This is a genomic window from Citrobacter sp. XT1-2-2 (assembly GCF_023516235.1).
GTDB classification, from domain to species: domain Bacteria; phylum Pseudomonadota; class Gammaproteobacteria; order Enterobacterales; family Enterobacteriaceae; genus Citrobacter; species Citrobacter werkmanii.
In genome coordinates, this window is record NZ_CP097324.1 from 2,128,760 (window position 1) to 2,154,790 (window position 26,031).

General features: G+C 52.4%; 27 protein-coding genes. 13 read left to right on the forward strand and 14 right to left on the reverse strand.

Translation table 11 applies throughout. The features are described 5' to 3' along the window. Nucleotides 1-4: 4 nt before the first annotated feature. Nucleotides 5-805, reverse strand: a complete 801-nt coding sequence (locus M4I31_RS10090) for a PTS mannose/fructose/sorbose transporter subunit IIC (protein WP_005122174.1) — start codon at nucleotides 803-805, stop codon at nucleotides 5-7. A gap of 58 nt (nucleotides 806-863) precedes the next feature. Continuing rightward, the gene (gene manX, locus M4I31_RS10095; RefSeq protein WP_005122176.1) at nucleotides 864-1,826 is read right to left on the reverse strand and encodes a PTS mannose transporter subunit IIAB; all 963 of its coding nucleotides are present in this window, start codon (nucleotides 1,824-1,826) and stop codon (nucleotides 864-866) included. 313 nt (nucleotides 1,827-2,139) lie between these two features. On the opposite strand from manX, the gene M4I31_RS24105 reads away from it, so the two are divergent. Further along, nucleotides 2,140-2,298, forward strand: coding sequence for a hypothetical protein (locus M4I31_RS24105; protein WP_371924024.1), 159 nt, complete (start codon nucleotides 2,140-2,142; stop codon nucleotides 2,296-2,298). After that, complete coding sequence (gene yoaE / locus M4I31_RS10100; RefSeq protein WP_038641275.1) at nucleotides 2,286-3,845, forward strand: CNNM family cation transport protein YoaE; 1,560 nt, start codon at nucleotides 2,286-2,288, stop codon at nucleotides 3,843-3,845. The genes M4I31_RS24105 and yoaE overlap by 13 nt, the downstream gene beginning before the upstream one ends. A 6-nt stretch (nucleotides 3,846-3,851) precedes the next feature. Here the strand turns inward: yoaE and M4I31_RS10105 are convergent, their stop codons facing one another. From M4I31_RS10105 to pabB, 4 genes are all read right to left on the reverse strand, one after another. After that, a complete protein-coding gene (locus M4I31_RS10105; RefSeq protein WP_085048054.1) occupies nucleotides 3,852-5,453 on the reverse strand; it encodes an EAL domain-containing protein in 1,602 nt (533 codons plus the stop codon). Between the two features lie 130 nt (nucleotides 5,454-5,583). Further along, nucleotides 5,584-6,948, reverse strand: a complete 1,365-nt coding sequence (gene sdaA, locus M4I31_RS10110; protein WP_038641271.1) for an L-serine ammonia-lyase — start codon at nucleotides 6,946-6,948, stop codon at nucleotides 5,584-5,586. 183 nt (nucleotides 6,949-7,131) lie between these two features. Beyond that, nucleotides 7,132-7,710, reverse strand: coding sequence for a CoA pyrophosphatase (locus M4I31_RS10115; protein WP_038641269.1), 579 nt, complete (start codon nucleotides 7,708-7,710; stop codon nucleotides 7,132-7,134). Nucleotides 7,711-7,713: 3 nt separating this feature from the next. After that, nucleotides 7,714-9,075: an aminodeoxychorismate synthase component 1 gene (gene pabB / locus M4I31_RS10120; RefSeq protein WP_085048055.1), complete on the reverse strand. Its 1,362-nt coding sequence runs from the start codon at nucleotides 9,073-9,075 to the stop codon at nucleotides 7,714-7,716. Nucleotides 9,076-9,158: 83 nt separating this feature from the next. Between pabB and M4I31_RS10125 the strand changes: the two genes are divergently transcribed. After that, the gene (locus M4I31_RS10125) at nucleotides 9,159-9,338 is read left to right on the forward strand and encodes a YoaH family protein (protein WP_003020986.1); all 180 of its coding nucleotides are present in this window, start codon (nucleotides 9,159-9,161) and stop codon (nucleotides 9,336-9,338) included. 6 nt (nucleotides 9,339-9,344) lie between these two features. On the opposite strand, the gene M4I31_RS10130 is transcribed toward M4I31_RS10125, so the two are convergent. Then, nucleotides 9,345-9,689, reverse strand: a complete 345-nt coding sequence (locus M4I31_RS10130) for a RidA family protein (RefSeq protein WP_042307863.1) — start codon at nucleotides 9,687-9,689, stop codon at nucleotides 9,345-9,347. Nucleotides 9,690-9,829: 140 nt separating this feature from the next. Between M4I31_RS10130 and M4I31_RS10135 the strand changes: the two genes are divergently transcribed. The 5 genes from M4I31_RS10135 (at nucleotide 9,830) to rnd (ending at nucleotide 16,264) form a co-directional block, all read left to right on the forward strand. Then, nucleotides 9,830-11,740, forward strand: coding sequence for an ATP-dependent DNA helicase (locus M4I31_RS10135; RefSeq protein WP_085048056.1), 1,911 nt, complete (start codon nucleotides 9,830-9,832; stop codon nucleotides 11,738-11,740). A gap of 58 nt (nucleotides 11,741-11,798) precedes the next feature. Next, nucleotides 11,799-12,494 carry a tRNA (adenosine(37)-N6)-threonylcarbamoyltransferase complex dimerization subunit type 1 TsaB gene (gene tsaB, locus M4I31_RS10140; protein ID WP_038641261.1) on the forward strand — a complete coding sequence of 232 codons (696 nt, stop codon included), beginning with the start codon at nucleotides 11,799-11,801 and terminating at the stop codon, nucleotides 12,492-12,494. Nucleotides 12,495-12,589: 95 nt separating this feature from the next. After that, nucleotides 12,590-13,174 (forward strand): Slp family lipoprotein, encoded by a 585-nt coding sequence (locus tag M4I31_RS10145; protein ID WP_038641259.1) that lies wholly within the window; start codon nucleotides 12,590-12,592, stop codon nucleotides 13,172-13,174. A 204-nt stretch (nucleotides 13,175-13,378) separates the two neighbouring features. Continuing rightward, nucleotides 13,379-15,064 carry a long-chain-fatty-acid--CoA ligase FadD gene (gene fadD / locus M4I31_RS10150; RefSeq protein WP_123261005.1) on the forward strand — a complete coding sequence of 562 codons (1,686 nt, stop codon included), beginning with the start codon at nucleotides 13,379-13,381 and terminating at the stop codon, nucleotides 15,062-15,064. Nucleotides 15,065-15,148: 84 nt separating this feature from the next. Beyond that, on the forward strand, nucleotides 15,149-16,264 hold the full coding sequence (gene rnd / locus M4I31_RS10155) for a ribonuclease D (RefSeq protein WP_038641255.1): 1,116 nt from the start codon (nucleotides 15,149-15,151) through the stop codon (nucleotides 16,262-16,264). 384 nt (nucleotides 16,265-16,648) lie between these two features. On the opposite strand, the gene M4I31_RS10160 is transcribed toward rnd, so the two are convergent. After that, complete coding sequence (locus M4I31_RS10160) at nucleotides 16,649-17,734, reverse strand: tartrate dehydrogenase (RefSeq protein ID WP_085048059.1); 1,086 nt, start codon at nucleotides 17,732-17,734, stop codon at nucleotides 16,649-16,651. A 103-nt stretch (nucleotides 17,735-17,837) separates the two neighbouring features. Between M4I31_RS10160 and M4I31_RS10165 the strand changes: the two genes are divergently transcribed. Beyond that, nucleotides 17,838-18,755, forward strand: coding sequence for a LysR family transcriptional regulator (locus M4I31_RS10165; protein WP_038641248.1), 918 nt, complete (start codon nucleotides 17,838-17,840; stop codon nucleotides 18,753-18,755). An 86-nt stretch (nucleotides 18,756-18,841) separates the two neighbouring features. Here the strand turns inward: M4I31_RS10165 and minE are convergent, their stop codons facing one another. Genes minE through minC form a run of 3 tightly spaced genes read right to left on the reverse strand, consistent with a single transcriptional unit; the run spans nucleotide 18,842 to nucleotide 20,655 of the window. Then, nucleotides 18,842-19,108, reverse strand: a complete 267-nt coding sequence (gene minE / locus M4I31_RS10170) for a cell division topological specificity factor MinE (RefSeq protein ID WP_003833739.1) — start codon at nucleotides 19,106-19,108, stop codon at nucleotides 18,842-18,844. A gap of 3 nt (nucleotides 19,109-19,111) precedes the next feature. Next, a complete protein-coding gene (gene minD / locus M4I31_RS10175) occupies nucleotides 19,112-19,924 on the reverse strand; it encodes a septum site-determining protein MinD (RefSeq protein ID WP_038641246.1) in 813 nt (270 codons plus the stop codon). Nucleotides 19,925-19,947: 23 nt separating this feature from the next. After that, on the reverse strand, nucleotides 19,948-20,655 hold the full coding sequence (gene minC, locus M4I31_RS10180; RefSeq protein WP_038641244.1) for a septum site-determining protein MinC: 708 nt from the start codon (nucleotides 20,653-20,655) through the stop codon (nucleotides 19,948-19,950). A gap of 126 nt (nucleotides 20,656-20,781) precedes the next feature. On the opposite strand from minC, the gene M4I31_RS10185 reads away from it, so the two are divergent. The 3 genes from M4I31_RS10185 (at nucleotide 20,782) to M4I31_RS10195 (ending at nucleotide 22,343) form a co-directional block, all read left to right on the forward strand. Further along, nucleotides 20,782-21,075, forward strand: coding sequence for a YcgL domain-containing protein (locus M4I31_RS10185; RefSeq protein ID WP_038641242.1), 294 nt, complete (start codon nucleotides 20,782-20,784; stop codon nucleotides 21,073-21,075). 69 nt (nucleotides 21,076-21,144) lie between these two features. Continuing rightward, nucleotides 21,145-21,804: a fumarylacetoacetate hydrolase family protein gene (locus M4I31_RS10190; RefSeq protein WP_085048060.1), complete on the forward strand. Its 660-nt coding sequence runs from the start codon at nucleotides 21,145-21,147 to the stop codon at nucleotides 21,802-21,804. A gap of 92 nt (nucleotides 21,805-21,896) precedes the next feature. Further along, nucleotides 21,897-22,343 carry a YcgN family cysteine cluster protein gene (locus M4I31_RS10195; protein ID WP_003020944.1) on the forward strand — a complete coding sequence of 149 codons (447 nt, stop codon included), beginning with the start codon at nucleotides 21,897-21,899 and terminating at the stop codon, nucleotides 22,341-22,343. A gap of 29 nt (nucleotides 22,344-22,372) precedes the next feature. Here the strand turns inward: M4I31_RS10195 and M4I31_RS10200 are convergent, their stop codons facing one another. From M4I31_RS10200 to nhaB, 3 genes are all read right to left on the reverse strand, one after another. Next, nucleotides 22,373-22,714 (reverse strand): DUF1971 domain-containing protein, encoded by a 342-nt coding sequence (locus M4I31_RS10200; protein WP_085048061.1) that lies wholly within the window; start codon nucleotides 22,712-22,714, stop codon nucleotides 22,373-22,375. A 110-nt stretch (nucleotides 22,715-22,824) separates the two neighbouring features. Beyond that, nucleotides 22,825-23,355, reverse strand: a complete 531-nt coding sequence (gene dsbB / locus M4I31_RS10205; protein ID WP_085048062.1) for a disulfide bond formation protein DsbB — start codon at nucleotides 23,353-23,355, stop codon at nucleotides 22,825-22,827. A 141-nt stretch (nucleotides 23,356-23,496) separates the two neighbouring features. Next, complete coding sequence (gene nhaB / locus M4I31_RS10210) at nucleotides 23,497-25,041, reverse strand: Na(+)/H(+) antiporter NhaB (protein ID WP_038641231.1); 1,545 nt, start codon at nucleotides 25,039-25,041, stop codon at nucleotides 23,497-23,499. A gap of 237 nt (nucleotides 25,042-25,278) precedes the next feature. Between nhaB and fadR the strand changes: the two genes are divergently transcribed. After that, the gene (fadR, locus tag M4I31_RS10215; RefSeq protein WP_038641229.1) at nucleotides 25,279-25,998 is read left to right on the forward strand and encodes a fatty acid metabolism transcriptional regulator FadR; all 720 of its coding nucleotides are present in this window, start codon (nucleotides 25,279-25,281) and stop codon (nucleotides 25,996-25,998) included. Nucleotides 25,999-26,031: the final 33 nt, after the last annotated feature.

Genomic DNA, 26,031 nt, shown 5'->3' on the forward strand with positions numbered 1-26,031 from the left:
CCTGCTAGTCCAGTTCGTTATCAAGATCGTTGTTACCAGCTGCCTGAACTGGCGCACCGGCGACGCGGTTATATTTCGGGCTCAGCTGAATGTAGAGGATTGCCATCACTGCGCCAATCACACCCAGAGCAACCAGGTTGAAGTTAGTAAATGCCGCGGTGACGAAGCCGAGGTAGAAGAACGGCATCAGGTAGCCCGCGCGCATCATATTGATGACCATCGCATAACCAACCACCACGATCATACCGCCTGCGATATTCAGGCCGCCGGTGACGACTTCCGGAATGGCGTTGAGCATGCTCTGAACTTCACTGGTACCTACAGAGATCGCCACGATTACCGCCGGGATAGCGATACGCATAGCCTGCAGGAACAGTGAGGACACGTGCAGCCAGGAGAGCGCCGTCAGGTTGCCGTTTTCGGCCGCCTTATCCGCTGCGTGCTGGAATGCTACGGTGATAGTACGAACGATGATGGTCAGAACCTGGCCTGCTGCTGCCAGCGGGATAGCCAGCGCGATACCGGCACCAATGCTTTGGTGACCCGCGATAACCAGAACGGTAGAGATAATTGACGCCAGTGCGGCATCCGGTGCAACCGCAGCACCGATATTCATCCAGCCCAGGGCGATCATTTCCAGGGTACCACCGATGATAATACCGGTTTTCATATCCCCGAGAACGGCGCCAATAAGCGTACAGGCCACCAACGGACGGTGGAACTGAAATTCATCGAGTACCGACTCCATACCCGCGATACATGCGACGATGAACACCAGCACAATCTGAAGAGTGGTAATCTCCATTGTACTTCTCCTATTGCTATACAGACTTAAGTGTGAAAACTAAGTAAATGCCAGGGAATTATTTCGCCTTGGCAATCAAATCCATCATTTTCAGTTTCTGATCGGTCGAAACTTTACGCGCTTCGAGCTCAATACCGCGTTCGTTGAGTTTTTTGAAGGCTTCGATGTCTTTTTCATCAACAGAAATTGCGTTGTTTACCTGTGTTTTACCCTGACGGAAAGCCATACCGCCAATGTTTACAGAGGTAATTTTCACACCACCTTCAACGATACGTTCCACATCGGTCGGGTTGGTGAACAACAGCATCACACGCTCGCCTGCATATTTCGGGTTGTTGTAGACGCGGATCATTTTCGCGACATCAACCACATGCGCCGTCACACCCGGAGGTGCTACCTGAGTCAGCAGCGTTTTACGCACGGTATCGGCGGCAACTTCATCGCTGACGACGATAATGCGCGTTACGTTGGTTTCTTTGGTCCAGCGAGTGGCTACCTGACCATGAATTAAACGGTCATCGATACGCGCCAGACCGATCTGCATATAATCGTTCGGGCCCATCGGTTTCGCCGGTGCTGCTGCTTTTGGTGCCGCAACGGGGGCAGGAGCGGCTTTTTCCACCGGTTTCGCTTTCAACGCTTTCACGCCTTCGCTACCGGTTTCAACGGCCAGTGCCACTAATTCATCAAAGCTCGGGTTGTCATCACGCGCCATGAAGGTTTCAACCAGCATGGGAATGTTCACACCGGCGATAACTTCGTAATGCTCTTTATCGACGACAATGCGGCTCGCAGCGTTAAACGGGCTGCCTCCCCATGTGTCAACGAGAAACAGCACGCCTTTACTGGTATCGAGTTTTGCCAACTGAGCGTTGTACTTTTCGATCAGCGTTTCGGCATTTTCGCCTGGAACGAAATCGATCCAGCCGACGTTTTCCTGCTCGCCTAACAGCATCTCTGCTGTCTTAAGTAACTGCTCTGCAGCCCAACCATGTGTGCCTATTACAATAGCAATGGTCACTTGCTACCTCCTTTATTATCGTTAACACATCAACGTAAAGATGTATTTGAATCGTCGTCCGCAATCGAATCGATTCAGATAAGGGTTACAAAGAAAAACCTATGATTTTCGTGAATTATTTTAGATATCGAAAAAAATATTTTATGTGATGAAGATCCGTAATTTAACTTCCGATGAAAAGAAATTTCGAAGGGTAAAATATCTCCGAAACAACTTATTGCAAAGGAAGGTAAATCTTTGCTAAAAACCGGTTGTCTCTGTTATGTTTAGCATCTGTTTAATTACTCAGGAGTATAGGGCAGTAGCCCACCATATGGATCGTCACCGACGTCATTTCACCCTCAGGCCGCTTTGCGCCTGTCAGATTGGCACTTTTTGCCACAAATTTTCTCTGCATAATGCTTTAACGCCTGAGATCCTCAGCGCGCAGTTTGGTCATTCCTTAAGCAGGAGCTTGTCATGGAATTATTAATGGACCCGCAGATTTGGGTGGGTTTGCTCACGCTTGTCGTTCTCGAAATTGTTCTGGGTATTGATAACCTGGTCTTCATTGCGATCCTGGCTGATAAGCTGCCGCCGAAACAGCGAGATAAAGCGCGTTTAATCGGTTTATCACTGGCACTGATTATGCGTCTGGGCTTGTTGTCCGTGATTTCGTGGATGGTGACGCTGACAAAGCCGCTGTTTACGGTAATGGACTATGCGTTCTCGGGGCGCGATCTGATTATGCTGCTGGGCGGTATCTTCCTCTTGTTCAAGGCAACAACAGAGCTGCATGAGCGACTGGAAAACCGTGAACATGATACCGGGCAGACGAAAGGCTATGCGAGCTTTTGGGTTGTGGTGACGCAAATTGTCATCCTTGATGCGGTGTTCTCGCTGGATGCGGTGATTACTGCGGTCGGTATGGTCAACCATCTGCCGGTCATGATGGCGGCGGTCGTGATAGCTATGGCCGTGATGCTGCTGGCTTCCAAGCCGTTGACGCGATTTGTGAACCAACATCCGACGGTGGTGGTGCTGTGTCTGAGCTTCCTGTTGATGATTGGTCTGAGTCTGGTTGCCGAAGGGTTTGGCTTCCACATTCCGAAAGGTTATCTGTATGCGGCGATTGGCTTCTCGATCATTATCGAGTTGTTTAACCAGATTGCCCGTCGTAACTTTATTCGCCACCAGTCGACTCTGCCGCTGCGTGCGCGGACTGCGGATGCAATCCTGCGTCTGATGGGCGGTAAACGTCAGGCCAGCGCGCAGATGGAATCCGACAATCCGGTACCTGTGCCCGTTCCGGAAGGCGCATTTGTGGAAGAAGAACGCTATATGATCAACGGCGTACTCTCCCTGGCCTCGCGTTCATTACGTGGCATTATGACGCCTCGTGGCGAGATTAGCTGGGTTGATGCGGACCTGAGCGTAGCGGAAATTCGCGAGCAATTGCTTTCGTCACCGCACAGCCTGTTCCCGGTATGTCGCGGTGAGCTGGACGAAATTATCGGTATCGTCCGTGCCAAAGAACTGCTGGTGGCGCTGGAAGAGGGTGTGGATGTGGCGGCGATTGCCTCAGCCTCTCCGGCTATTGTGGTCCCGGAAACGCTGGACCCGATCAATCTGTTGGGCGTTCTGCGTCGTGCCCGCGGCAGTTTCGTGATCGTTACTAACGAATTTGGTGTCGTGCAGGGGCTGGTTACACCGCTGGACGTATTAGAAGCTATCGCCGGTGAGTTCCCCGATGCCGATGAAACGCCTGAAATTATTGCTGATGCGGGCGGCTGGTTGGTGAAAGGCGGAACCGACCTGCATGCATTGCAGCAGGCGCTGGACGTGGACACGCTGGTGGATGAAGACGAAGATATCGCGACGGTGGCAGGTTTAGTCATCGCGGCTAACGGTCATATTCCACGCGTCGGCGATGTTATCGAGGTTGCGCCGCTGAGTATTACGATTGTCGAAGCGAATGACTATCGTGTGGATTTAGTTCGCATTGTTAAAGAACAACCCGCTCACGATGAAGACGAGTAATCGGGTTTAGCGAAACGGCATAACGGGCATACTATGTCGCCCGTTATGCCGGGTGGGCGGCGGCGTGCTGCCCGCCAGCCATTTTGGAAAATCGCGTAGCGGCATTGGCTTCGCATACAGAAAACCTTGCAATAAATGTACACCGTGCCGGCGCAAATGCTGTGCCTGCGCCTGCGTTTCAACCCCTTCCGCCACCAGTTCGATATTCAGTCTTTTTCCCAGCGCGATGATGATGTCTGTAACGGTTGAGTTCACGGCATCGGTACCGATCGCAGAAGTAAATGATTTATCAATTTTTAGTACATCCGGGCGGAGTTTTTCCAGCCAGGAGAGCGAGCTGTTGCCGGTGCCAAAATCGTCAATCGCCAGTTTTACGCCAAGGCGATTTAGCTCTCGTACAACCCGATAATCCACATCCAGTAACGCATCACGTTCGGTAAGTTCGATGACTAACTGCTGAATGGGATGCTGGCTAAACCAATACTGGTTGAGATCTTTTAACAGCGTGCCATGGCGAAAATGGCTGGCGGCGACATTGATCCCGATATGAAACTGACTGCTCATGGGGAAGACGTGTCGTTGCTGAATGGTTTCTGCGATGACATGACGCGTCAGGGGCACGATCAGGTTGTGCTCCTCGGCGATGGGAATAAACACTTCGGGAGAGATCCAACCCTGACGCGGATTATTCCAGCGTAACAGGATTTCCACCCCCATGCATTGCTGCGTTTGCGCATTGAGCAGCGGCTGGCAGAACAGCTCGAATTCCCGGGCGGCAAGGGCCAGATTTATCTCCCAGGAGAAACTCATTCTGTTGGCGGTTGCCAGCCACGCCAGGTACCCCACTAACAGACTGAGGATCACCGCCAGCGGCAGTTGTGTTGGCAGATGTTTAATCGCCAGTTCACTGGCGCCCGGACCGGTAACGCTGATAGTAAACGGGAAATGCTGTGATGAGAGCTGGTAGCGTTTTTCATTCTTTAGTTCAGGTAGCGTATCGACAACACCTTGTCCGTAGAGCAGATGGCGATTGCCGACGCTTAAGCTGGCATGGGTGATCTGCGGCAGTTGTGGCTCAAGCAACATGGATGATAATAACTCAATGTTGACGATTTCCAGCACGCCATCTTCACCATCGGCAGAGGATGGATACCATTGTGTCAGAATCGGACTGCCTTTAATTATCGAATGGTCGGTTGATAACAGCAGTAGCGACTCCTGGCTTGGTAATTCAGGCTCCAGTCGACGAACAGGCTCATTGCGATAACCAAAAATGCTGGAGCAATACAGAATCCCATCTTTAACCAGGTTGACAGAGCGTACCGTTTGCAGCCTGGCAGCATGCTTGCTCAACGGTAAACGCGCGACTGAACAGGGGAGACCAATCAACGGCAACAGCACATCTCGTCCGGTCTGAAGGGGCAAAAGCACGTGATCCAACTCTTCAACCGCGTGGTTGGCAAAGGTTACGGTATTTCGATGATTTAAATTACGCTCCGAAATAAATCGGACCGTTAACGTGAGGATAAGCGTTACCAGGGCACATAGGGTGCAAACAAATAAGCGATTCCGGCGATAGTTTTTAATGATCCGTTGTGCTGTATGCATGCGGGCCGCCCGATAAGCCGTTGGTCACAAAAGCCAAAAGCAACAGAGCAAGTGTAGTGGGGAAAATTACAGTAGACGAGGAAGGGGAGATAAATTCGCCCATCCGTCGCAGATGGGCGAAAATTAAGTATTAGTCACACTGAACTTTGATTGCCAGACCACCACGGGACGTTTCGCGGTATTTGGCGTTCATGTCTTTACCCGTTTCGTACATGGTCTCAATGACTTTATCCAGTGAAACGCGTGGCGCACTGGTACGGCGCATTGCCATACGTGCGGCATTGATAGCTTTCACGGAAGCAATGGCGTTACGTTCGATGCACGGAACCTGAACCTGACCGGCAACCGGGTCACAGGTTAAACCGAGGTTATGCTCCATACCGATTTCTGCCGCAACACACACCTGTTCAGGACTTGCACCCAGTAGCTCAGCCAGACCGGCAGCCGCCATAGAACAAGCCACGCCAACTTCACCCTGACAGCCGACTTCAGCACCGGAGATAGATGCGTTCATTTTGTACAGCGCGCCAATCGCGCCGGCCGCCAGGAAATAGCGGGTGTAGATATCCGGGCTGACGGACTCAATGAAATGATCGTAATAGGCCAGGACCGCAGGCACGATACCGCAGGCACCGTTAGTTGGCGCTGTGACAACGCGACCACCCGCGGCGTTTTCTTCGTTAACGGCCAGCGCAAACATGTTCACCCAGTCGATCACGTTCATCGGATCGTTGGAGAGCTTGTCGCTGGAGACCAACATACGACGCAGGGCAGAGGCGCGACGCGGAACGCGCAGAGGCCCAGGCAGAACGCCTTCGGTGTTCATCCCACGATCGATACAGGCCTGCATGGTTTGCCAGACGTTGCCAAAGTACTCTTCAATCTCTTTTTTGCTGTGCAGAGCAAGTTCGTTCTGCATCACCATGCCAGAGAGGGACAGGCCGGTGCTGTTGCAGTATTCCAGCATTTCAGTGGCGGATTTGAACGGATAAGGTACGCTGACCTCATTGGCGGTATCCTGACCAAAATGTTCTTCATCAACGATGAATCCACCGCCGATTGAGTAGTACGTTTTGCTGTAAATGACGGTTTCGCCATTATACGCATGGATCTGCATGCCGTTTTCATGCAGCGGCAGGTTGCCGTTATGAAAACGCATGCCATCATTCTGCGGGAAATCCACTTCGTGCTGACCCTGTGCAAGCAGCAGGCGTCCACGCGCTTCTACATCGCGGATAAATCCGGGAATGCTGTCAATGTTTACGGTAGCAGGCTCGTTGCCCGCCAGACCCATAATAATGGCGATATCGGTGTGGTGACCTTTACCCGTGAGCGACAGTGAACCATACACGTCGACGGCAACACGAGTAACGCTGTCCAGTAATCCTTTTTCGACCAGGTCATCGACGAACTGTTTACCCGCCTTCATAGGCCCTACGGTATGGGAAGATGAGGGACCAATCCCCACCTTAAACATGTCGAATAGACTAATCACGATAATACTCCTACAGGGCGACTGGGCTTTCCAGTAACGATGTTATAACTGCGCATAGTGTAAGAGGGAACGCGGCGATCGGCTTAACTATTCACATGAATTAAACTAATAGATAACCGCGGTTTTACTAATGCTGTGACCTGAGTTTCAAGTTGTCTATGGCGTGCGTAAAGATAAGTATAGTCAGGGCTTGACGCCAATTTGCAGAGCCAGCTCACGAATTATCCCGGCGGTCATTCCCCAGACGAAATATTGCTCATACCACGAAAGCCACACGCGATGAGAATCACCGCGACGATAAATATCGAGCGGATGGTAACGCCCCAAATGTAACGCCTGCGCCAGCGGCATTTCAAACACCGCGGAAACCTCATCTTCACTGGCGCGATACGGCAGATTAGGCGGGATAATGCCGACGACCGGGGTAACCTGAAAACCGGTGACGCTGTCGACCGGCGGCAGGACCCCGATCACTTCAACGCATGACGGCGGAATGGCCACTTCTTCATGCGCCTCGCGAAGGGCTGCGGCGATCAACGAGGCATCGGTGCTGTCCACCGCGCCGCCGGGAAAGGCGACCTGGCCGGCATGTTTGCGTAGATGAACGGATCGCTGGGTTAGCAGCAGCCCCGGCTGTGGTCGGCGGACGACGGGGATCAGCACGGCTGCCTGGCGCTGGTTTAACGCGGCATGGTTGACCTGCGGGCGCAGGAGTTGGAAGCGCGATAAAAAATCATCAAGCGTCAGGCTGCTGTATTCCACGTGTCAGTTCTCCAGTTGGTGCAAAATACGATTCACTTTATCAAATGTTTCCTGATACTCCGCGTCTTCCTGACTGTCCGCCACAATGCCACCACCGGCTGAACAGTAAATCTGTCCGCCCGTCGTCGTCAGTGTGCGAATGGTGATGCTGGTGTCCATATTGCCGCAAAAGCTCAGGTAACCAATGCTGCCACACCAGGCATTACGTCGGTGCGGCTCCAGCTCATCTATAATTTCCATCGCCCGCACTTTCGGCGCGCCGGTAATTGAGCCGCCGGGGAAGGCGGCGCGCAGCAGGTCGGTAGCGTGCAAAGATTCCGGCAAACGTGCGGTAATGGTGCTGACTAAATGATGAACGGCAGGGAACGGCTCGACTACAAACAGCTCCGGAACCTGTACCGAACCCGGCACGGCAACGCGACCGATGTCATTGCGCATTAAATCGACGATCATCAGGTTTTCCGCACGATCCTTCGGTGAGTTCGCCAGCAGTTGGGCCTGCTCACGATCGGCATCAGCCTCTTCACGTCTTGGCAACGTCCCTTTAATAGGACGCGTCTGGATGTGCTGGCTTTCCAACAGAATAAACCGTTCGGGTGAAAGGCTGAGGATTGCGCCTTCCTCAAGACGAATGAACGCGCTAAACGGCGCACGATTAGCGTGATTGAGTCGTACAAATGCCTGCCACTCATCGCCCTGATAATGCGCCTGAAAACGTTGAGCAAGGTTGACCTGATAACAGTCGCCGCTGTGCAGATAACTCTGGACCTGGCGAAATTTTTCGCCGTACTGGGCACGGCTCATATTGGACTGCCACGCCGAGGTTAATGTAAATAGCTCACGTTTTGATGATTGTTGCACGTTGAGCCATTGCAGCCGCGCTTCGACATCGGTATGGCTGAGCAGGGATACGGTCTGCAACTGATGATCGACAATCAGCGCCCAGTCGTAAATGCCGACGGCCATATCCGGCAGGGCAATATCGCGCGTGGCAATCGTGGGCAGCGATTCAAATCTTCTGCCAAGATCGTAGCCAAACAGACCTAACGCGCCGCCCTGAAACGGCAGATTGGGGTGATAGCTCGGGTGAATCCCCCGTGCGCTGAGCGCTGAATGTAATACCGTCATTGGGTCATCAAGCGTGCGTACAGTTGCGTGTCCGTCATAGACAACGGTTTCTTCTGCGCGCGTAACCAGCGTGGCGACGGGATCCGCCACCAGAATATCAAAACGGTTATGTGGATGGTCAGCATGACCCGAATGCAACAGCATCGCCCAGGGGAGATGGCTTAAGGTCGAAAAATAGCGTTCAGCGGCGTCCTGACGCCAGGGTAATGTGATTACTGCGGGAGATAACGTCTTCATCTGTCCTGACTCGTTGCTACTCTACTGGCTAACCGCCCGGTAGCATGAAATAATTAGCGCAGACAATTTAGCAGGAGTTAACAATGTTTGCAGGTTTACCTTCACTCAGTCATGAGCAGCAGCAAAAAGCAGTCGAGCGTATTCAGGAACTGATGTCGCAAGGGATGAGCAGCGGACAAGCGATTGCTCTGGTTGCTGAAGAGTTACGCGCCAGCCATACCGGCGAGCGGATCGTGGCGCGTTTCGAAGATGAAGACGAGTAACGTCGCTTACACCGCAGCGATAATCTTGATCTCTACTTTGTATTTCGGGTTCATCAACCCGGCCTGGACCGTACAACGTACCGGCGCGTGACCGGCAACGACCCACGCGTCCCAGGCTTTGTTCATCGCGGCAAAGTCACTTTTATCTGCCAGAAAAAGGGTGGCATCAAGAATACGTGACTTGTTGCTGCCCTGTTTTTCCAGAACTGCGTCAATTTGCGCCAGCGTATTCGCCGTTTGTTCAAAGGCGTCTGCATCCAGGTTTTCCGGTACACCAGTGTAATACAACGTGTTGTTATGGATAACCACGTCGGACCAACGCGCTTCGGCATCAATGCGCACAATTGTCATAAATCATTCCTCATTTACGTTTTTCATAATGGCTTCAGGTTGCGCCAAGACTGCCATAATGTTGTGCCTACGTCACCTCTTCAACTGGCGAAAGACCCGCTGGCCTGACATAATCCCTGTTCAAATGAACAGGGGGTAGTGTGACGGACGATTTTGCAGCAGACGGTCAGTTGGCTAAAGCGATACCGGGTTTTAAACCGCGTGAACCACAGCGGCAGATGGCCTTCGCCGTTAGCCATGCCATTGAAAAATCACAGCCGCTTGTTGTAGAAGCCGGAACCGGAACGGGTAAAACCTACGCTTATCTGGCACCTGCGTTGCGTTCGGGTAAAAAAGTCATCGTCTCTACCGGTTCGAAAGCGTTGCAGGATCAGCTTTATAGCCGCGATCTCCCGACCGTCGCAAAGGCGCTGGAATTCACCGGCAAACTGGCGCTGCTGAAAGGGCGCTCCAACTATCTGTGTCTGGAACGCCTTGAACAGCAGGCGCTGGCGGGCGGCGACCTGCCGGTACAAACCTTAAGCGACGTCATTCTGCTGCGCTCCTGGTCAAATCAAACCCTTGATGGCGACATCAGTACCTGCGTCAGCGTGGCGGAAGATTCTCAGGCCTGGCCGCTGGTCACCAGCACCAACGACAATTGTCTGGGCAGCGACTGCCCGCTGTACAAAGAGTGTTTTGTCGTTAAAGCGCGTAAAAAAGCGATGGAGGCAGATGTGGTTGTGGTCAACCACCATCTGTTTCTCGCTGATATGGTGGTGAAAGAGAGCGGGTTTGGCGAACTGATCCCCGAAGCTGAAGTGATGATCTTCGATGAAGCGCATCAGTTACCGGATATCGCCAGCCAGTACTTTGGTCAATCGCTCTCCAGTCGTCAGTTGTTAGACCTGGCGAAAGACATCACCATTGCCTATCGCACCGAGCTGAAAGACACTCAGCAGTTGCAGAAGTGCGCCGATCGCCTGGCGCAAAGCGCGCAGGACTTCCGCCTGCAACTTGGCGAGCCGGGCTATCGCGGCAATCTGCGCGAACTGCTGGCTGACCAGCGTGTGCAGCGCGCGTTTTTGTTGCTCGATGACACGCTGGAGCTGTGTTACGACGTGGCGAAACTGTCTCTTGGACGTTCGGCGTTGTTGGATGCTGCGTTTGAGCGCGCCACGCTTTATCGCGCCCGTTTGAAGCGCCTGAAAGAGATTAACCAGCCAGGCTTCAGCTATTGGTATGAATGCACCTCCCGCCATTTCACTCTTGCGCTAACGCCGCTCACCGTGGCGGATAAATTCAAAGAAGTGATGGAACAAAAGCCGGGCTGTTGGATTTTTACCTCCGCGACGCTGTCGGTAAATGATGATCTTCATCATTTCACCGCCCGGCTGGGCATAGATGACGCCGAGTCGATGCTATTGCCGAGTCCTTTTGATTACACGCGTCAGGCGCTGCTCTGCGTGCCGCGTAATCTCCCGCAAACCAACCAGCCGGGAGCCGCGCGCCAGTTAGCGTCAATGCTGCGTCCCATTATTGAAGCAAACAACGGTCGCTGCTTTATGCTGTGTACCTCACACGCGATGATGCGCGATCTGGCAGAACAATTCCGCGCCACCATGACGCTGCCGGTCCTGTTGCAGGGCGAAACCAGTAAAGGGCAACTGTTACAGCAGTTTGTCAGCGCAGGTAATGCGTTACTGGTTGCTACCAGCAGCTTCTGGGAAGGGGTAGACGTGCGTGGCGATACGCTGTCGCTGGTCATTATCGATAAACTGCCGTTCACTTCGCCGGATGACCCGCTGTTAAAAGCCCGGATGGAAGACTGTCGCCTGCGCGGCGGCGATCCCTTCGACGAGGTTCAACTCCCGGATGCGGTAATCACCCTGAAACAGGGGGTAGGACGACTGATTCGTGACGCAGACGATCGCGGCGTGCTGGTAATTTGCGACAACCGCCTGGTGATGCGACCCTACGGCGCTACCTTCCTGGCGAGTCTTCCGCCTGCGCCGCGCACGCGTGACATTGCGCGTGCTGTCCGTTTTCTTGCCATACCATCGACTGAGTAATTTGTTACGGAGTGTGGTAAGATGCGCGCCAAATTTATTGATCTGATCACAAACACCCATGCGAATTCTGGCTATCGATACCGCCACAGAGGCGTGCTCTGTTGCCCTGTGGAATGACGGTACTATCAAAGCTCATTTCGAGCTTTGCCCACGAGAACATACCCAACGAATTTTACCGATGGTCCAGGAGATCCTGGCCGCTGGCGAATTAGCCTTATCCGATATCGACGCCCTGGCGTTTGGTCGCGGCCCAGGCAGTTTCACCGGCGTACGTATCGGGATTGGTATTGCTCAGGGGTTGGCGTTAGGCGCGAATTTACCGATGATCGGCGTCTCTACCCTGGCGACCATGGCGCAGGGGGCCTGGCGTAAGTCTGGCGCCACCCGCGTGCTGGCGGCGATTGATGCGCGAATGGGCGAGGTTTACTGGGCCGAATACCAGCGTGATGAAAATGGCATCTGGCGCGGTGAAGAAACCGAAGCCGTGTTAACGCCTGAACAAGTACATGAACGCTTGCTGCAACTGTCTGGCGAATGGGTCACTGTCGGAACTGGGTGGCCTGCCTGGCCTGAACTGGGTAAAGACAGCGGCCTGACGCTGAGCGATGGCGCTGTTCTGCTGCCGGCGGCTGAAGACATGCTGCCTGTCGCCACGCAATTGCTGGCTGCCGGTAAGACCGTGGCGGTTGAACATGCTGAACCGGTTTATTTACGTAACACCGTGGCGTGGAAGAAACTTCCCGGTAAAGAATGAATCTTAGTAGTACATCCCCGGTTAATTCGCGCAGTCGTCAGTGACCCGCATCGGTGAATTTTCCGGGGCAGGCGCTAAGAAGAGGGAGTCGCAATATGGCGGTGCAAAAGCAGGTAGTGAAAGGTGTGTTGGCGGGCGTATTGGCGTTAATGCTAAGCGGCTGCGTTACCATCCCGGATGCGATTAAAGGCTCAAGCCCTACGCCACAGCAGGATCTGGTGCGGGTGATGAATGCGCCGCAGCTTTATGTCGGACAGGAAGCGCGTTTCGGCGGCAAAGTGGTGGATATTCAGAACCAGCAGGGGAAATCCCGTCTGGAAATTGCCACGGTTCCTCTCGATAGCGGGGCGCGCCCCGTGCTGGGCGAAGCCTCTCGCGGACGAATTTTTGCCGATGTAAACGGCTTTCTCGACCCGGTGGATTTTCGTGGTCAACTGGTTACCGTCGTCGGTCCGATTAGCGGAACAGTGGACGGAAAAATTGGCAGTACGCCGTATAAATTCATGCTGATGCAGGTAACCGGTTATAAACGCTGGCATATTACTCAGCAGATTGTTATGCCGCCTCAGCCGATCGACCCCTGGTTCTACGGCGCGCGTGGCTGGCCTTACGGTGGCTACGGCGGATGGGGATGGTACAATCCCGGTCCGGCACAGGTTCAGACCATAGTAACTGAGTAACTCTTTGTTTTATTAGTAAAAGAAACAGCGGCTCGTCCGCTGTTTCTGCATTAATGTGGATATAAGAAAAATAAATAGTGACGTGCTTCGCAACCTTGTCGTTGTGTAATAAACAAACTGGTACGCTGAGTTAATATTATGTTAATAGTTTGTTTATTGCCTGGGGTTGTGATGACGACGAATATGCATTTTAGAGGTGATGTATTGAAAAAGGTTTGGCTTAACCGTTATCCCGCTGGTGTCCCTGCGGAGATCAATCCTGACCGTTATCAATCCCTGGTGGAACTCTTTGAACACTCAGTAAGGCGCTATGCCGATCAGCCCGCGTTTGTAAACATGGGGGAGGTGATGACCTTCCGCAAGCTTGAAGAGCGCAGCCGGGCGTTTGCGGCCTATTTGCAACAAGGGCTCGGGCTGAAAAAGGGCGATCGCGTCGCGCTGATGATGCCGAACCTGCTGCAATATCCTGTCGCCCTGTTTGGGATTTTACGTGCTGGCATGATCGTCGTGAACGTGAACCCCCTGTACACGCCTCGCGAGCTGGAACACCAGCTCAATGACAGCGGCGCGTCGGCGATTGTCATCGTGTCTAACTTTGCTCACACGCTGGAAAAGGTGGTCGATAAAACGTCGGTGCAACACGTGATCCTGACGCGTATGGGCGATCAACTTTCTACCGCCAAAGGGACGCTGGTTAACTTTGTCGTGAAGTACATTAAGCGCCTGGTGCCAAAATATCACCTGCCGGATGCCATCTCGTTTCGCAGTGCGCTGCAAAACGGTTATCGCATGCAGTATGTGAAGCCTGAAGTGGTGTCGGAAGATTTGGCGTTCCTGCAATATACCGGCGGGACAACCGGTGTGGCGAAAGGCGCGATGCTCACGCACCGCAACATGCTGGCTAACCTTGAGCAGGTTAACGCCACCTACGGACCGTTGCTGCATCCGGGTAAAGAGCTGGTGGTAACGGCCTTACCGCTGTATCACATTTTCGCGCTGACAATGAACTGCCTGCTGTTTATTGAGCTGGGCGGTCAAAACCTGCTGATTACGAATCCGCGCGATATTCCGGGACTGGTCAAAGAGCTGGCGAAATACCCCTTCACCGCAATGACTGGCGTCAACACGCTGTTTAACGCGCTGCTGAATAACAAAGAGTTCCAGCAACTGGATTTCTCCTCACTGCATCTTTCTGCAGGCGGCGGCATGCCGGTTCAACAGGCGGTGGCCGAGCGTTGGGTGAAGCTGACGGGTCAGTATCTGCTGGAAGGCTATGGCCTGACGGAGTGCGCTCCGCTGGTGAGCGTCAACCCTCACGATATCGACTACCACAGCGGCAGTATCGGTTTACCGGTTCCTTCCACCGAGGTCAAGCTGGTGGATGACGACGATAACGAAGTGCCGCCGGGAGAGCCGGGTGAACTGTGCGTGAAAGGTCCGCAGGTGATGCTGGGTTACTGGCAGCGACCGGATGCGACTGATGAAATCGTCAAAGACGGCTGGTTGCACACTGGCGATATTGCGGTGATGGATGATGAAGGCTTCCTGCGGATTGTCGATCGTAAGAAAGATATGATCCTGGTGTCCGGCTTTAACGTTTATCCGAATGAAATTGAAGACGTGGTGATGCAACATTCTGGCGTACAGGAAGTCGCTGCGGTTGGCGTTCCATCGGGCAGCAGCGGTGAGGCGGTGAAAATCTTCGTGGTGAAGAAAGATGCCTCGCTAACCGAAGAGGCGCTGGTCACTTTTTGTCGTCGCCATCTGACGGGCTATAAAGTACCGAAGCTGGTGGAGTTTCGTGATGAGTTGCCAAAATCTAACGTTGGAAAGATTTTGCGACGAGAATTACGTGACGAAGCACGTGCCAAAGTGGACAATAAAGGCTGAGCGTTAAGTCAGCCAGCAGAAAACGCCGGGTAATCCGGCGTTTTTTTTGGCGTAAACCTAAGAGAGCACGATTTGAATTATCAAATGATCACTACGGACGACGCGTTGGCCACGCTGTGCGAAGCCGTCCGTGAATTTCCGGCGATAGCCCTGGATACCGAATTTGTTCGCACGCGTACCTATTATCCGCAGTTGGGGTTGATCCAGCTGTTTGATGGCAAACACGTTGCTCTGATTGACCCACAGGGGATCACTGACTGGTCGCCACTACGCGATATTTTACGTGATACGGCGATAACCAAGTTTCTGCATGCCGGTAGTGAAGATCTGGAGGTGTTTCTCAATGCCTTTGGGGAACTCCCGCAGCCGTTGATTGACACGCAAATCCTCGCCGCTTTTTGCGGTCGTCCGCTGTCGTGGGGGTTTGCCGCGATGGTGGAAGAGTTTACCGGCATAGCCCTGGACAAAAGCGAATCCCGTACCGACTGGCTGGCCAGGCCGCTGACCGAGCGTCAGTGTGAATACGCGGCGGCTGACGTCTGGTATTTGTTACCGATCACCACAACGCTGATGGCTGAAACCGAAGCCAGCGGCTGGCTGCCCGCCGCGCTGGACGAATGTCGCTTAATGCAGCAGCGTCGCCAGGAGATTCTGGCGCCCGAGGATGCCTGGCGCGAGATCACCAATGCCTGGCAACTGCGTACCCGTCAGTTGGCCTGTCTGCAACTGCTTGCCGACTGGCGACTGCGTAAAGCGCGCGAGCGCGATCTGGCGGTAAACTTCGTGGTGCGTGAGGAACACTTATGGGCGGTGGCGCGTTATATGCCGGGTAGTCTGGGCGAACTGGACAGCCTGGGTCTTTCCGGCAGCGAAATTCGCTTCCACGGCAAGACGCTGATTTCCCTTGTCGAGAAAGCGCAGGCTTTACCGGAGGCGTCGCTGCCGCAACCGCTACTGAATCTGATGGATATGCCAGGCTACCGCAAGGCGTTCAAAGCCATTAAGGCGCTGGTTGCCGAAGTCAGTGCGGAGCAAAATCTCAGCGTCGAGCTGCTGGCTTCACGCCGCCAGATCAACCAGTTGCTCAACTGGCACTGGAAATTAAAGCCGCAGCAATCCCTGCCTGAGCTGATTTCCGGCTGGCGTGGCGAACTGATGGCTGAGCGTCTTAACGCGCTGCTGTTGGAGTATCCGCAGTAAGCAAGCTAAAACGGGAGCCGGGTGCTTTAATGCTAGTCAGTGAGCGTCTCAGTATCAGAAAGCATCAACCAGTATTAGCGGAAGTAATGAACATGCAATATCAGAGAAAGGGTTCCGTTCACCTCATGTTCATCGTTTCTCTGAGACACTGATTCCTGTGAGCGTATAAAGGGCGTTCTCCGCCACGCCCTTTACAATCCCGCCGGGAGCCTGGGTTGCAAGGGAGGAGGCGGTGAGCCTCCCTTGCCCGTTCACGGGTAACTGCGTTTCAAGAAATGACAGCGCTGAGGTGAACGGAATCCTGAGTAAGAATCACATGTTCTCCATACATGCTTAACTGATCGGTATTAGAGCCGGGTGCTCCCGTTTTTAATGGCACGAAGCTTAAAGGCGCAATGCCCGACTAATGGCCTCACCAACCTGCTGTGTGGTGGCGTTACCTTTCATATCTGGCGTTTTCGGGCCGCTGGCAATAACTTGCTCAATTGCCGCCAGAATGCCGTCGTGGGCGGCCTTATAGTTGGCATCACCGTGACCAAGGAAGTCGAGCATCATCGCGCCAGCCCAGATTGTCGCGATTGGGTTAGCGATATTTTTACCGTAGATATCGGGGGCTGAACCGTGTACCGGCTCGAACAGGGACGGGAAGGTGCGTTCCGGGTTTAAGTTGGCAGATGGCGCAATGCCAATTGTACCGGTACAGGCCGGACCGAGATCGGAGAGAATATCGCCAAACAGATTGGAAGCGACCACGACGTCAAAACGTTCCGGCTGCATCACAAAGCGGGCGCAGAGAATATCAATATGCTGTTTATCCCAGCGGATCTCTGGATAGTTGGCCGCCATCGCTTCGACGCGCTCGTCCCAGTAGGGCATACTGATGGCAAGACCGTTTGATTTAGTCGCTGAGGTTAGCGTTTTGCGCGGGCGGCTTTGCGCCAGTTCAAAGGCGTAACGCAATATACGGTCGACACCACGACGGGTGAAAACCGACTCCTGGATCACCATCTCGTGTTCGGTACCTTCGCTCACACGTCCGCCGAGGGAAGAGTACTCCCCCTCGGTGTTCTCACGCACGACGTAGAAATCAATGTCTCCCGGCTGTTTGCCCGCCAGCGGACAAGGGACGCCGGGAAACAGCCGCACCGGGCGCAGGTTAACGTACTGATCGAATTCGCGGCGAAACTTAAGCAGCGAACCCCATAGTGAAATGTGGTCCGGGACGGTGTCCGGCCAGCCCACGGCACCAAAATAGATCGCATCGAAGGATTGCAGCTGTTCACGCCAGTCATCCGGCATCATCTTGCCGTGATGGGCGTAGTATTCGCAACTGGCCCACTCTATTTGTTCAAAGTTAAGCGACAGGCCCCAGCGTTCGGCGGCTGCCTGTAACACATGAATGCCTTCAGGCAGGACTTCTTTACCAATGCCATCTCCGGGGATAGCGGCAATACGATAGGTTTTCTTCATAGCAGCTCTCACTTGTACGCCATCAAAATTGACTTTCCCCTCATCCTATAATTGACTGGACGATAGTTAATCCCCCTAACTGGTGAAACATAAAACACAGATCATGAATAATCTGCCGCTGTTAAATGATTTGCGCGTCTTTATGCTGGTTGCGCGCCGCGCGGGTTTTGCCGCCGTCGCCGAAGAGTTGGGTGTATCACCGGCTTATATCAGTAAGCGTGTAGCCCTCCTGGAGCAGACGCTGAACGTGGTGCTATTACACCGGACAACACGGCGGGTGACCATAACGGAAGAGGGGGAGCGGATATACGAATGGGCGCAGCGGATCCTGCATGATGTCGATCAGATGATGGACGAGCTGTCCGATGTCAGGCAGATCCCGCAAGGGATGTTACGTATTATCAGCAGTTTTGGTTTTGGCCGCCGGGTGGTGGCTCCTGCGTTGTCTGCGCTGGCGAAAGAGTACCCGCAGTTGGAGCTGAGATTCGATGTTGAAGACCGCCTGGTGGACCTGGTGAATGAGGGCGTCGATCTCGATATTCGTATCGGGGATGATATCGCACCTAATCTGATTGCCCGTAAACTGGCGACTAACTATCGCATTCTTTGCGCCTCGCCGGAGTTTGTGGCGCAGCATGGAATGCCGAAGCAACTGAACGATCTCTCTACTTTTCCCTGTCTGGTCATTAAAGAGCGTGACCATCCGTTTGGTATCTGGCAAATGCGCAATAAAGAGGGGACTCACTCAATTAAAGTGACCGGACCTCTGTCATCTAATCATGGCGAAGTGGTGCATCAATGGTGTCTTGACGGCCAGGGAATTGCTCTGCGTTCGTGGTGGGATGTCTGTGGCAACATTGCCAGCGGACATCTGATACACATATTGCCTGAGTATTATCAACCAGCAAATATTTGGGCGGTTTATGTTTCACGCCTGGCGACGTCGGCAAAAATCCGTATTACCGTTGAGTATTTGCGCCGCTATTTTGCCGAAAACTACCCGAAGTTTACGTTGGAATAAATGTGTTGCAGATTGGCAAAGGACGAAAATTAAAAAAGGCAGAATAATCTGCCTTTTTTGCAACCATGACGCATTTACACAAAAGGTTATTTAGACTCTTCTGCTTCAGGTAATGTTACGTTGAGCTCGAGGATCGAAATATCGCCGTCTTTTTGTTCAAGCTGTACGGTGACCATTTCTGGATCAATTTGTACATACTTGCAGATAACGTCGAGAATATCCTTCCTTAGCTGCGGTAAATAATGTGGCTCGGCGTCACTACGACGACGTTCCGCAACAATAATCTGCAGTCGCTCTTTAGCGATGTTCGCTGTGCTCTTTTTCCGCGAGAGAAAAAAATCCAGTAATGCCATAACTTATCCTCCGAACAGGCGTTTGAGGAAACCTTTCTTCTCTTCTTCAATGAAGCGGAAAGGACGTTCTTCTCCCAACAGACGGTCTACGGTATCAGCATAGGCTTTACCGGCATCAGCATTGATGTCGAGAATAACCGGCTCACCCTGGTTAGACGCGCGCAGGACTGACTGATCTTCAGGAATCACGCCAACCAGCTTGATTCGCAGAATTTCCAGTACGTCTTCCATGCTCAGCATGTCACCTTTATTTACGCGGCCAGGGTTGTAGCGCGTAAGCAACAGATGCTCTTTAATCGGCTCTTCACCGTTTTCTGCGCGGCGGGATTTCGACGCCAGAATACCCAGAATACGGTCTGAGTCGCGTACAGAAGAGACTTCCGGGTTTGTGGTGATAATGGCTTCATCAGCAAAATACAGGGCCATCAGCGCGCCGGTTTCGATACCCGCCGGGGAATCGCAGACGATGAAGTCAAAGTCCATCGCTTTCAGATCGTCCAGAACTTTTGCGACGCCTTCACGCGTCAGCGCGTCTTTATCGCGGGTCTGTGAGGCCGGAAGAATAAAGAGATTCTCGGTACGCTTATCTTTGATTAACGCCTGATTTAACGACGCATCGCCCTGAATAACGTTGACGAAGTCGTAAACGACGCGGCGTTCACAACCCATAATCAGATCAAGATTACGCAGGCCGATATCAAAATCAATAACGACAGTTTTCTTTCCCTTCTGGGCCAAACCTGTAGCGATGGCCGCGCTGGAGGTGGTTTTGCCAACGCCCCCTTTACCCGAAGTAACAACAATAATGCGTGCCATAGAAATTCCTTGTTAAAAAGGGATCAATTCAACGGTTGAACTGTCAAAGCGTTCTCTGCTAATTGCAGGCGTGCCGCTTTGCCATAAAATTCTGCTGGGATTTTATCACTCAGCCAATAAACACCTGCGATAGACACCAGTTCTGCCGTCAGATGGGTACAAAAAATTTGCGCTTCCCGGTCACCGCTTGCGCCTGCCAGCGCTCGACCTCTCATCATCCCATAAACATGAATATTGCCATCAGCGATAAGCTCTGCGCCCGCACTGACGTGGCTTGTAACAATCAGATCACATTGTGGAGCATAAATGCGCTGACCGGAACGAACCGGTACATTTATTAATCGTGTTTTTGTGATGGGAGTAACGTTTTGCGGCGGCGGGACGGGAACTGGAGCCTCAACAGGCGCGGGACGAAGCGCTTTTTCTTTACCTTCAGTCAGTAAAGGAAGTCCCATTTCGTCAATTTCAGCCTTTAATCGAGCGTCTTTGCATCCGCTAACGCCGATAATTCGCAAGCCGGTAGACGCGACAACTTCCTGCAGCGCCGACCAGTTTACCGGGCTTTCAAGACCACTCACGTTAACCACTACGGGCGCATGTTTTAAAAATGCAGGGGCCTGCGCGATTTTGTCTTCCAACGCCTGACGAATAACCTCGGGTTCTGCTTCATGTAAATGAACCACTGATAAGGTGAAGCTACTGCCTTTAAGCTCGATTGGCGTGTTTGACATCCTGGCCTTACTCAATTTGCTATTTATCATCCCCAGCGCGGGGTGATATTCCGAAGACTATAAGGCATGTTATAGTCAGTATTATATTGAGGCAAGCCACCATTCCGTGAATTCAGAGTAAAAGATATGTTTTGTGTGATCTACCGAAGCAGCAAACGTGACCAGACTTATTTATATGTCGAAAAAAAAGACGATTTCTCGCGAGTTCCTGAAGAACTGATGAAAGGATTTGGTCAGCCAACGCTGGCAATGATGTTACCGCTTGATGGTCGAAAAAAACTGGTTAATGCCGATCTTGAAAAAGTAAAACAGGCGCTAATCGAGCAGGGCTATTATTTACAAATACCGCCACCGCCAGAAGATTTGCTCAAACAGCATCTGGCAGCGGCCAAACAAAATACATCAGACGCTAAACGTTAAACTGCATCCGGCAGCAGCACGTTCCATCGATGCAGTACCTGAAATCTATGACTACGTTAGGGGAAAGTAATGTATCAACATCACAACTGGCATGGTGCTCTGCTGGATTATCCGGTGAGTAAGGTGGTTTGCGTAGGCAGTAACTATGCCAACCATATAAAAGAGATGGGGGGACCCCCCCCGGAAGAGCCGGTACTGTTTATCAAACCGGAAACTGCGCTGTGTGATTTGCGCCAGCCGCTGGCGATCCCATCCGATATGGGGTCGGTTCACCATGAGGTTGAGCTGGCGGTACTGATTGGCGCAACCTTACGCCAGGCGACAGAAGAACATGTGCGTAAAGCCATCGCTGGCTATGGCGTAGCGCTGGATCTAACCCTGCGCGATATTCAGGGCAAAATGAAGAAAGCCGGTCAGCCGTGGGAAAAAGCCAAGGGCTTTGATAACTCATGCCCGCTGTCAGGATTTATCCCGGTGGCGGAATTTGATGGTGATCCGCAGGATACAATGCTCGGCTTGACGGTAAACGGCGAAACGCGTCAGCACGGCTCGACGGCAGATATGATCCATCCCATTGTTCCTTTGATTGCCTACATGAGCCGTTTCTTTACGCTCAAAGCGGGCGATGTGGTGCTGACGGGTACGCCAGCAGGGGTTGGACCGTTAAGTAGTGGTGATGAACTGGCTATCAGTTTCCACGGACAAACTCTGACCACCCGAGTGCTGTAATCTATGCTTGCCGCCTTTTCGGGCGGCAAAACTTGCATCAGCGTGCCAGACTGGTTATAAGGTGCAGCTTTATTACGATAGCGGATACCCTGATGAGCGACATACCTTTCTGGCAAAGTAAAACCCTTGATGAAATGACCGATGCCGAGTGGGAGTCATTATGTGATGGGTGTGGTCAATGCTGCCTGCATAAGCTGATGGATGAAGACACTGACGAAATCTATTTTACCAACGTCGCCTGTAAGCAGCTCAATATTAAAACCTGCCAGTGCCGTAACTACGAACGTCGATTCGAATACGAGCCGGACTGCATCAAACTCACGCGTGATAATCTGCCTACCTTTGAATGGTTGCCGATGACCTGCGCCTATCGTCTGCTGGCGGAAGGAAAAGGGTTGCCAGAATGGCATCCGTTGCTGACCGGGTCGAAAGCGGCAATGCATGGCGAACGTATTTCGGTACGTCATATTGCGGTAAAAGAATCAGAAGTGCGCGACTGGCAGGATCATATCCTGAACAAACCTTCATGGGCGGACTGAGCCGCCCATCGATTAGCAGGCGTTAAGGGTTAAGATTTTTTCGCCTGATACATATCATCTCCATGGTTGTCGTCTTCAACCCAGAAATTGATGTTGAATTGCGCATCGTCACTTAATTCAACGCGATGCCAGTATTGTGGTGGGCTGGTCGCGAACTGGCCGGCATTAATCACTACTTTCACTTCGGGTTCTTTTGCGTCTTCATTGGCAAAGCCATAATACGTTACTGTGCCTTCCATCACGCAGAGCTGTCCAAACACCCCCGCAGCGGTGTTGTGGTGGGAGAGCAGTGCCGCAGGAACATTGTCTTTCGTAAAGAAGGGAGTAGAGCGTTTAACTTTCCAGTTTGCCGGGATGCGTAAATGGGACATAAGACATCTCCTTCGTGTGGCATCTATAAGATGTATTTAATATACATCTTATAGATGCCAGCAGGCAATGAACTTAAGCCAAAAAAAACGCTCCCGAAGGAGCGTCTCTGTTAGCGACCGAAAAGGTCACGTTTTTTCGGTTTAAACGGTTGTGCTATGACGACCAGTATCGCCACAATAAGATATGCGGCGAAGATCCCGAGCAGCCACTGCGGCATTTCGAGGGTTAAAAACGACCACTGACGCTCAGCGCAGTCGCCTGATGCCACAAACACCTGCGGCAGCCATTTATCCAGCGGTAACCAGCTCGGAAAGCGCGCGGCAAAATCACAGGTCATAAATGGTGACGGGTGAAGCTGAATCATGGTGTGTTCATACGCTAACTGAAGACCGCGCCAGGCACTGTAAATCCAGATAACCATTGCCACATAGCGCAGCGGTGTTTTTGGCGCGATAGCCCCCACCAGTCCCGCACCCATCACGCCAAATAATGCGCTACGTTCATAAATACACAACACGCAAGGTTTTAGCAGCATGACGTGCTGGAACCACAACGCAACGAGTTCCAGCGCAAAGGCGGTAAACGCCAACAATAACCACGCTCCACGACCACGGGAACACTGGTTTAAAAATCGCAACATAATAATTTCCCTGCAACATGCGTAGAGACCGCAGTTTAAACCAATTCACTTTATGCGCCACTAGCGGGAATTGAAAATTTGCGTAATCGGATAATTATCATGCAAAAAGTCAAACCGGGCAGTGATTTGCCCGGCTAATTGTTATGAAAGTGTAGCTAACCAGCCCGACTGGGTCATCCATTCGGTCATTGGAACAAGTGTGAACTCCACGCAAAGCAACCCGACGAGCGTCAGGACAAGGGTATAAGGCAGAGCCATCCATACCATGCGACCATAAGAGAGGCGAATCAATGGTGCCAGGGCGGAAGTCAGCAGAAACAGGAACGCCGCCTGCCCGTTTGGTGTGGCCACGGAAGGCAAGTTGGTCCCGGTGTTAATCGCCACCGCTAACAGTTCATACTGATTAAGGCTGATAGTCCCCTGTTCCAGGGCCGCTTTGGCTTCGTTGATGTAGATAGTGCCGACAAAGACGTTATCAGAGATAGACGACAGCAGACCATTAAACAGATAGAACAGCGTTAATTGCGCGTGTTCAGAGGCTTGTAAAACGAACTGAATAATCGGCGAAAAGAGCTGCTGATCGATGATCACCGCAACAACAGAGAAGAACACGGTCAGCAGGGCGGTGAAGGGCAGCGACTCGGTAAAGGCTTTGCCTATAGCATGTTCGTCGGTAACGCCGGTTAACGACGTTGCCAGAATAATCACTGACAGACCAATTAATCCCACTTCCGCCAGATGCAGTGCCAGGGCGACCACCAGCCAGACGCCGATAATCGCCTGGATAATCAGTTTGATCTTGTCCTGGCGGGTTCGCTGCTGACGGCTCTGATCGTCAAATTTTTGCAGGACATCGCGGACGGTCTCCGGCAGCGTTTCGCCATAGCCGAACCAACGTAATTTCTCGACCAGCACGCAGGTTAGCAGACCGCAAATCAGCACCGGAACGGTGACCGGTGACATGCGCAGGAAGAAGTCGCCAAAGTGCCAGCCAGCAGCTTTGGCGATAATCAGGTTTTGCGGTTCACCAACCATGGTCATTACGCCGCCTAACGCCGTACCGACGCCTGCGTGCATCATCAGGCTACGCAGAAAACCACGGAACTGCTCCAGAACGACCTTGTTGTGCTGATCGATATGGCTGTCATCGAGCATATTGTTATCTTCCCCACGGGAAGAGGCCACGCGATGGTAGATGCCATAAAAACCGACCGCTACGCTTATTACCACGGCAACGACGGTCAACGCGTCAAGAAACGCGGACAGGAAGGCGGCAGCAATGCAAAAGGAGAGCGACAGCAGTGACTTGGAACGAATACTGAGCAGAAGACGGGTGAAAATAAACAACAGCAGTTGCTTCATAAAGTAGATGCCTGCCACCATAAACATCAGCAGCAGTAACACCTCAAGGTTGGCGGCAACTTCTTCACGCACATGCGCGGCGCTGGTCATGCCTATGATGACAGCTTCAATTGCCAACAGCCCGCCCGGCAGCAGCGGATAACATTTTAGCGCCATTGCCAGCGTAAAAATGAACTCGGCCACCAACAACCAGCCTGCAATAAAGGGATTGATGAAAAAAATAATCGGGTTAGCGACTAAGAAGATGAGCAGTGCAAGTTTATACCAGTCTGGCGACTGACCTAAAAAATTGCGCCACATCGCGCGGCTCCATGATAGCTCCATGGTGATTTCCCTACCTTTAAAAATGAAATGATGTTTTTATGTTTGACCGCAAAGCTTAGCGGGAGGAGGGGGCGCAGGCAAGCTCTTCACGTGAATGGCAAGGGGGGAGTGAGTATCAGCGTTATCTGGAAAATGAAGCCTTGATCCACTTTTTCTTCATTTCGTCAGCTATCAGCTATGAAACCCGTCTGGTATGATAACTGTAACTATGTTTTGCTGTGTAATGGAATTATTACTATGGTCATTAAGGCGCAAAGCCCGGCGGGGTTCGCGGAAGAGTACATCATTGAGAGTATCTGGAATAACCGCTTCCCACCTGGCACTATTTTGCCCGCTGAACGTGAACTCTCTGAACTGATCGGAGTGACACGTACTACGTTGCGCGAAGTATTACAGCGTCTGGCGCGGGACGGCTGGTTGACCATTCAACACGGCAAACCGACGAAGGTGAATAACTTCTGGGAAACCTCCGGGTTGAATATTCTTGAAACGCTGGCGCGCCTTGATCACGAGAGCGTACCGCAGTTGATCGATAATCTGCTGTCTGTGCGCACCAACATTTCAACCATCTTTATCCGCACCGCGTTTCGCCAGCATCCTGACAAAGCGCAGGAGGTGTTGGCGACAGCAAATCAGGTAGCTGACCACGCTGATGCGTTCGCCGATCTGGACTACAACATTTTTCGCGGTCTGGCATTTGCGTCCGGTAACCCCATATACGGTCTGATCCTCAACGGAATGAAAGGGTTATATACCCGTATTGGTCGTCATTATTTTGCTAATCCAGAAGCGCGTGGTCTGGCGCTGAGCTTCTATCGTAAGCTGTCAGAACTGTGCGAGCAGGGCGCTCATGAGCAGGTTTATGAAACGGTGCGCCGCTATGGTCACGACAGCGGCGAGATTTGGCATCGTATGCAGAAAAACCTGCCGGGCGATTTAGCTATTCAGGGACGCTAATTACGCAATGCCGGATGGCGACGCTAAAGCGTG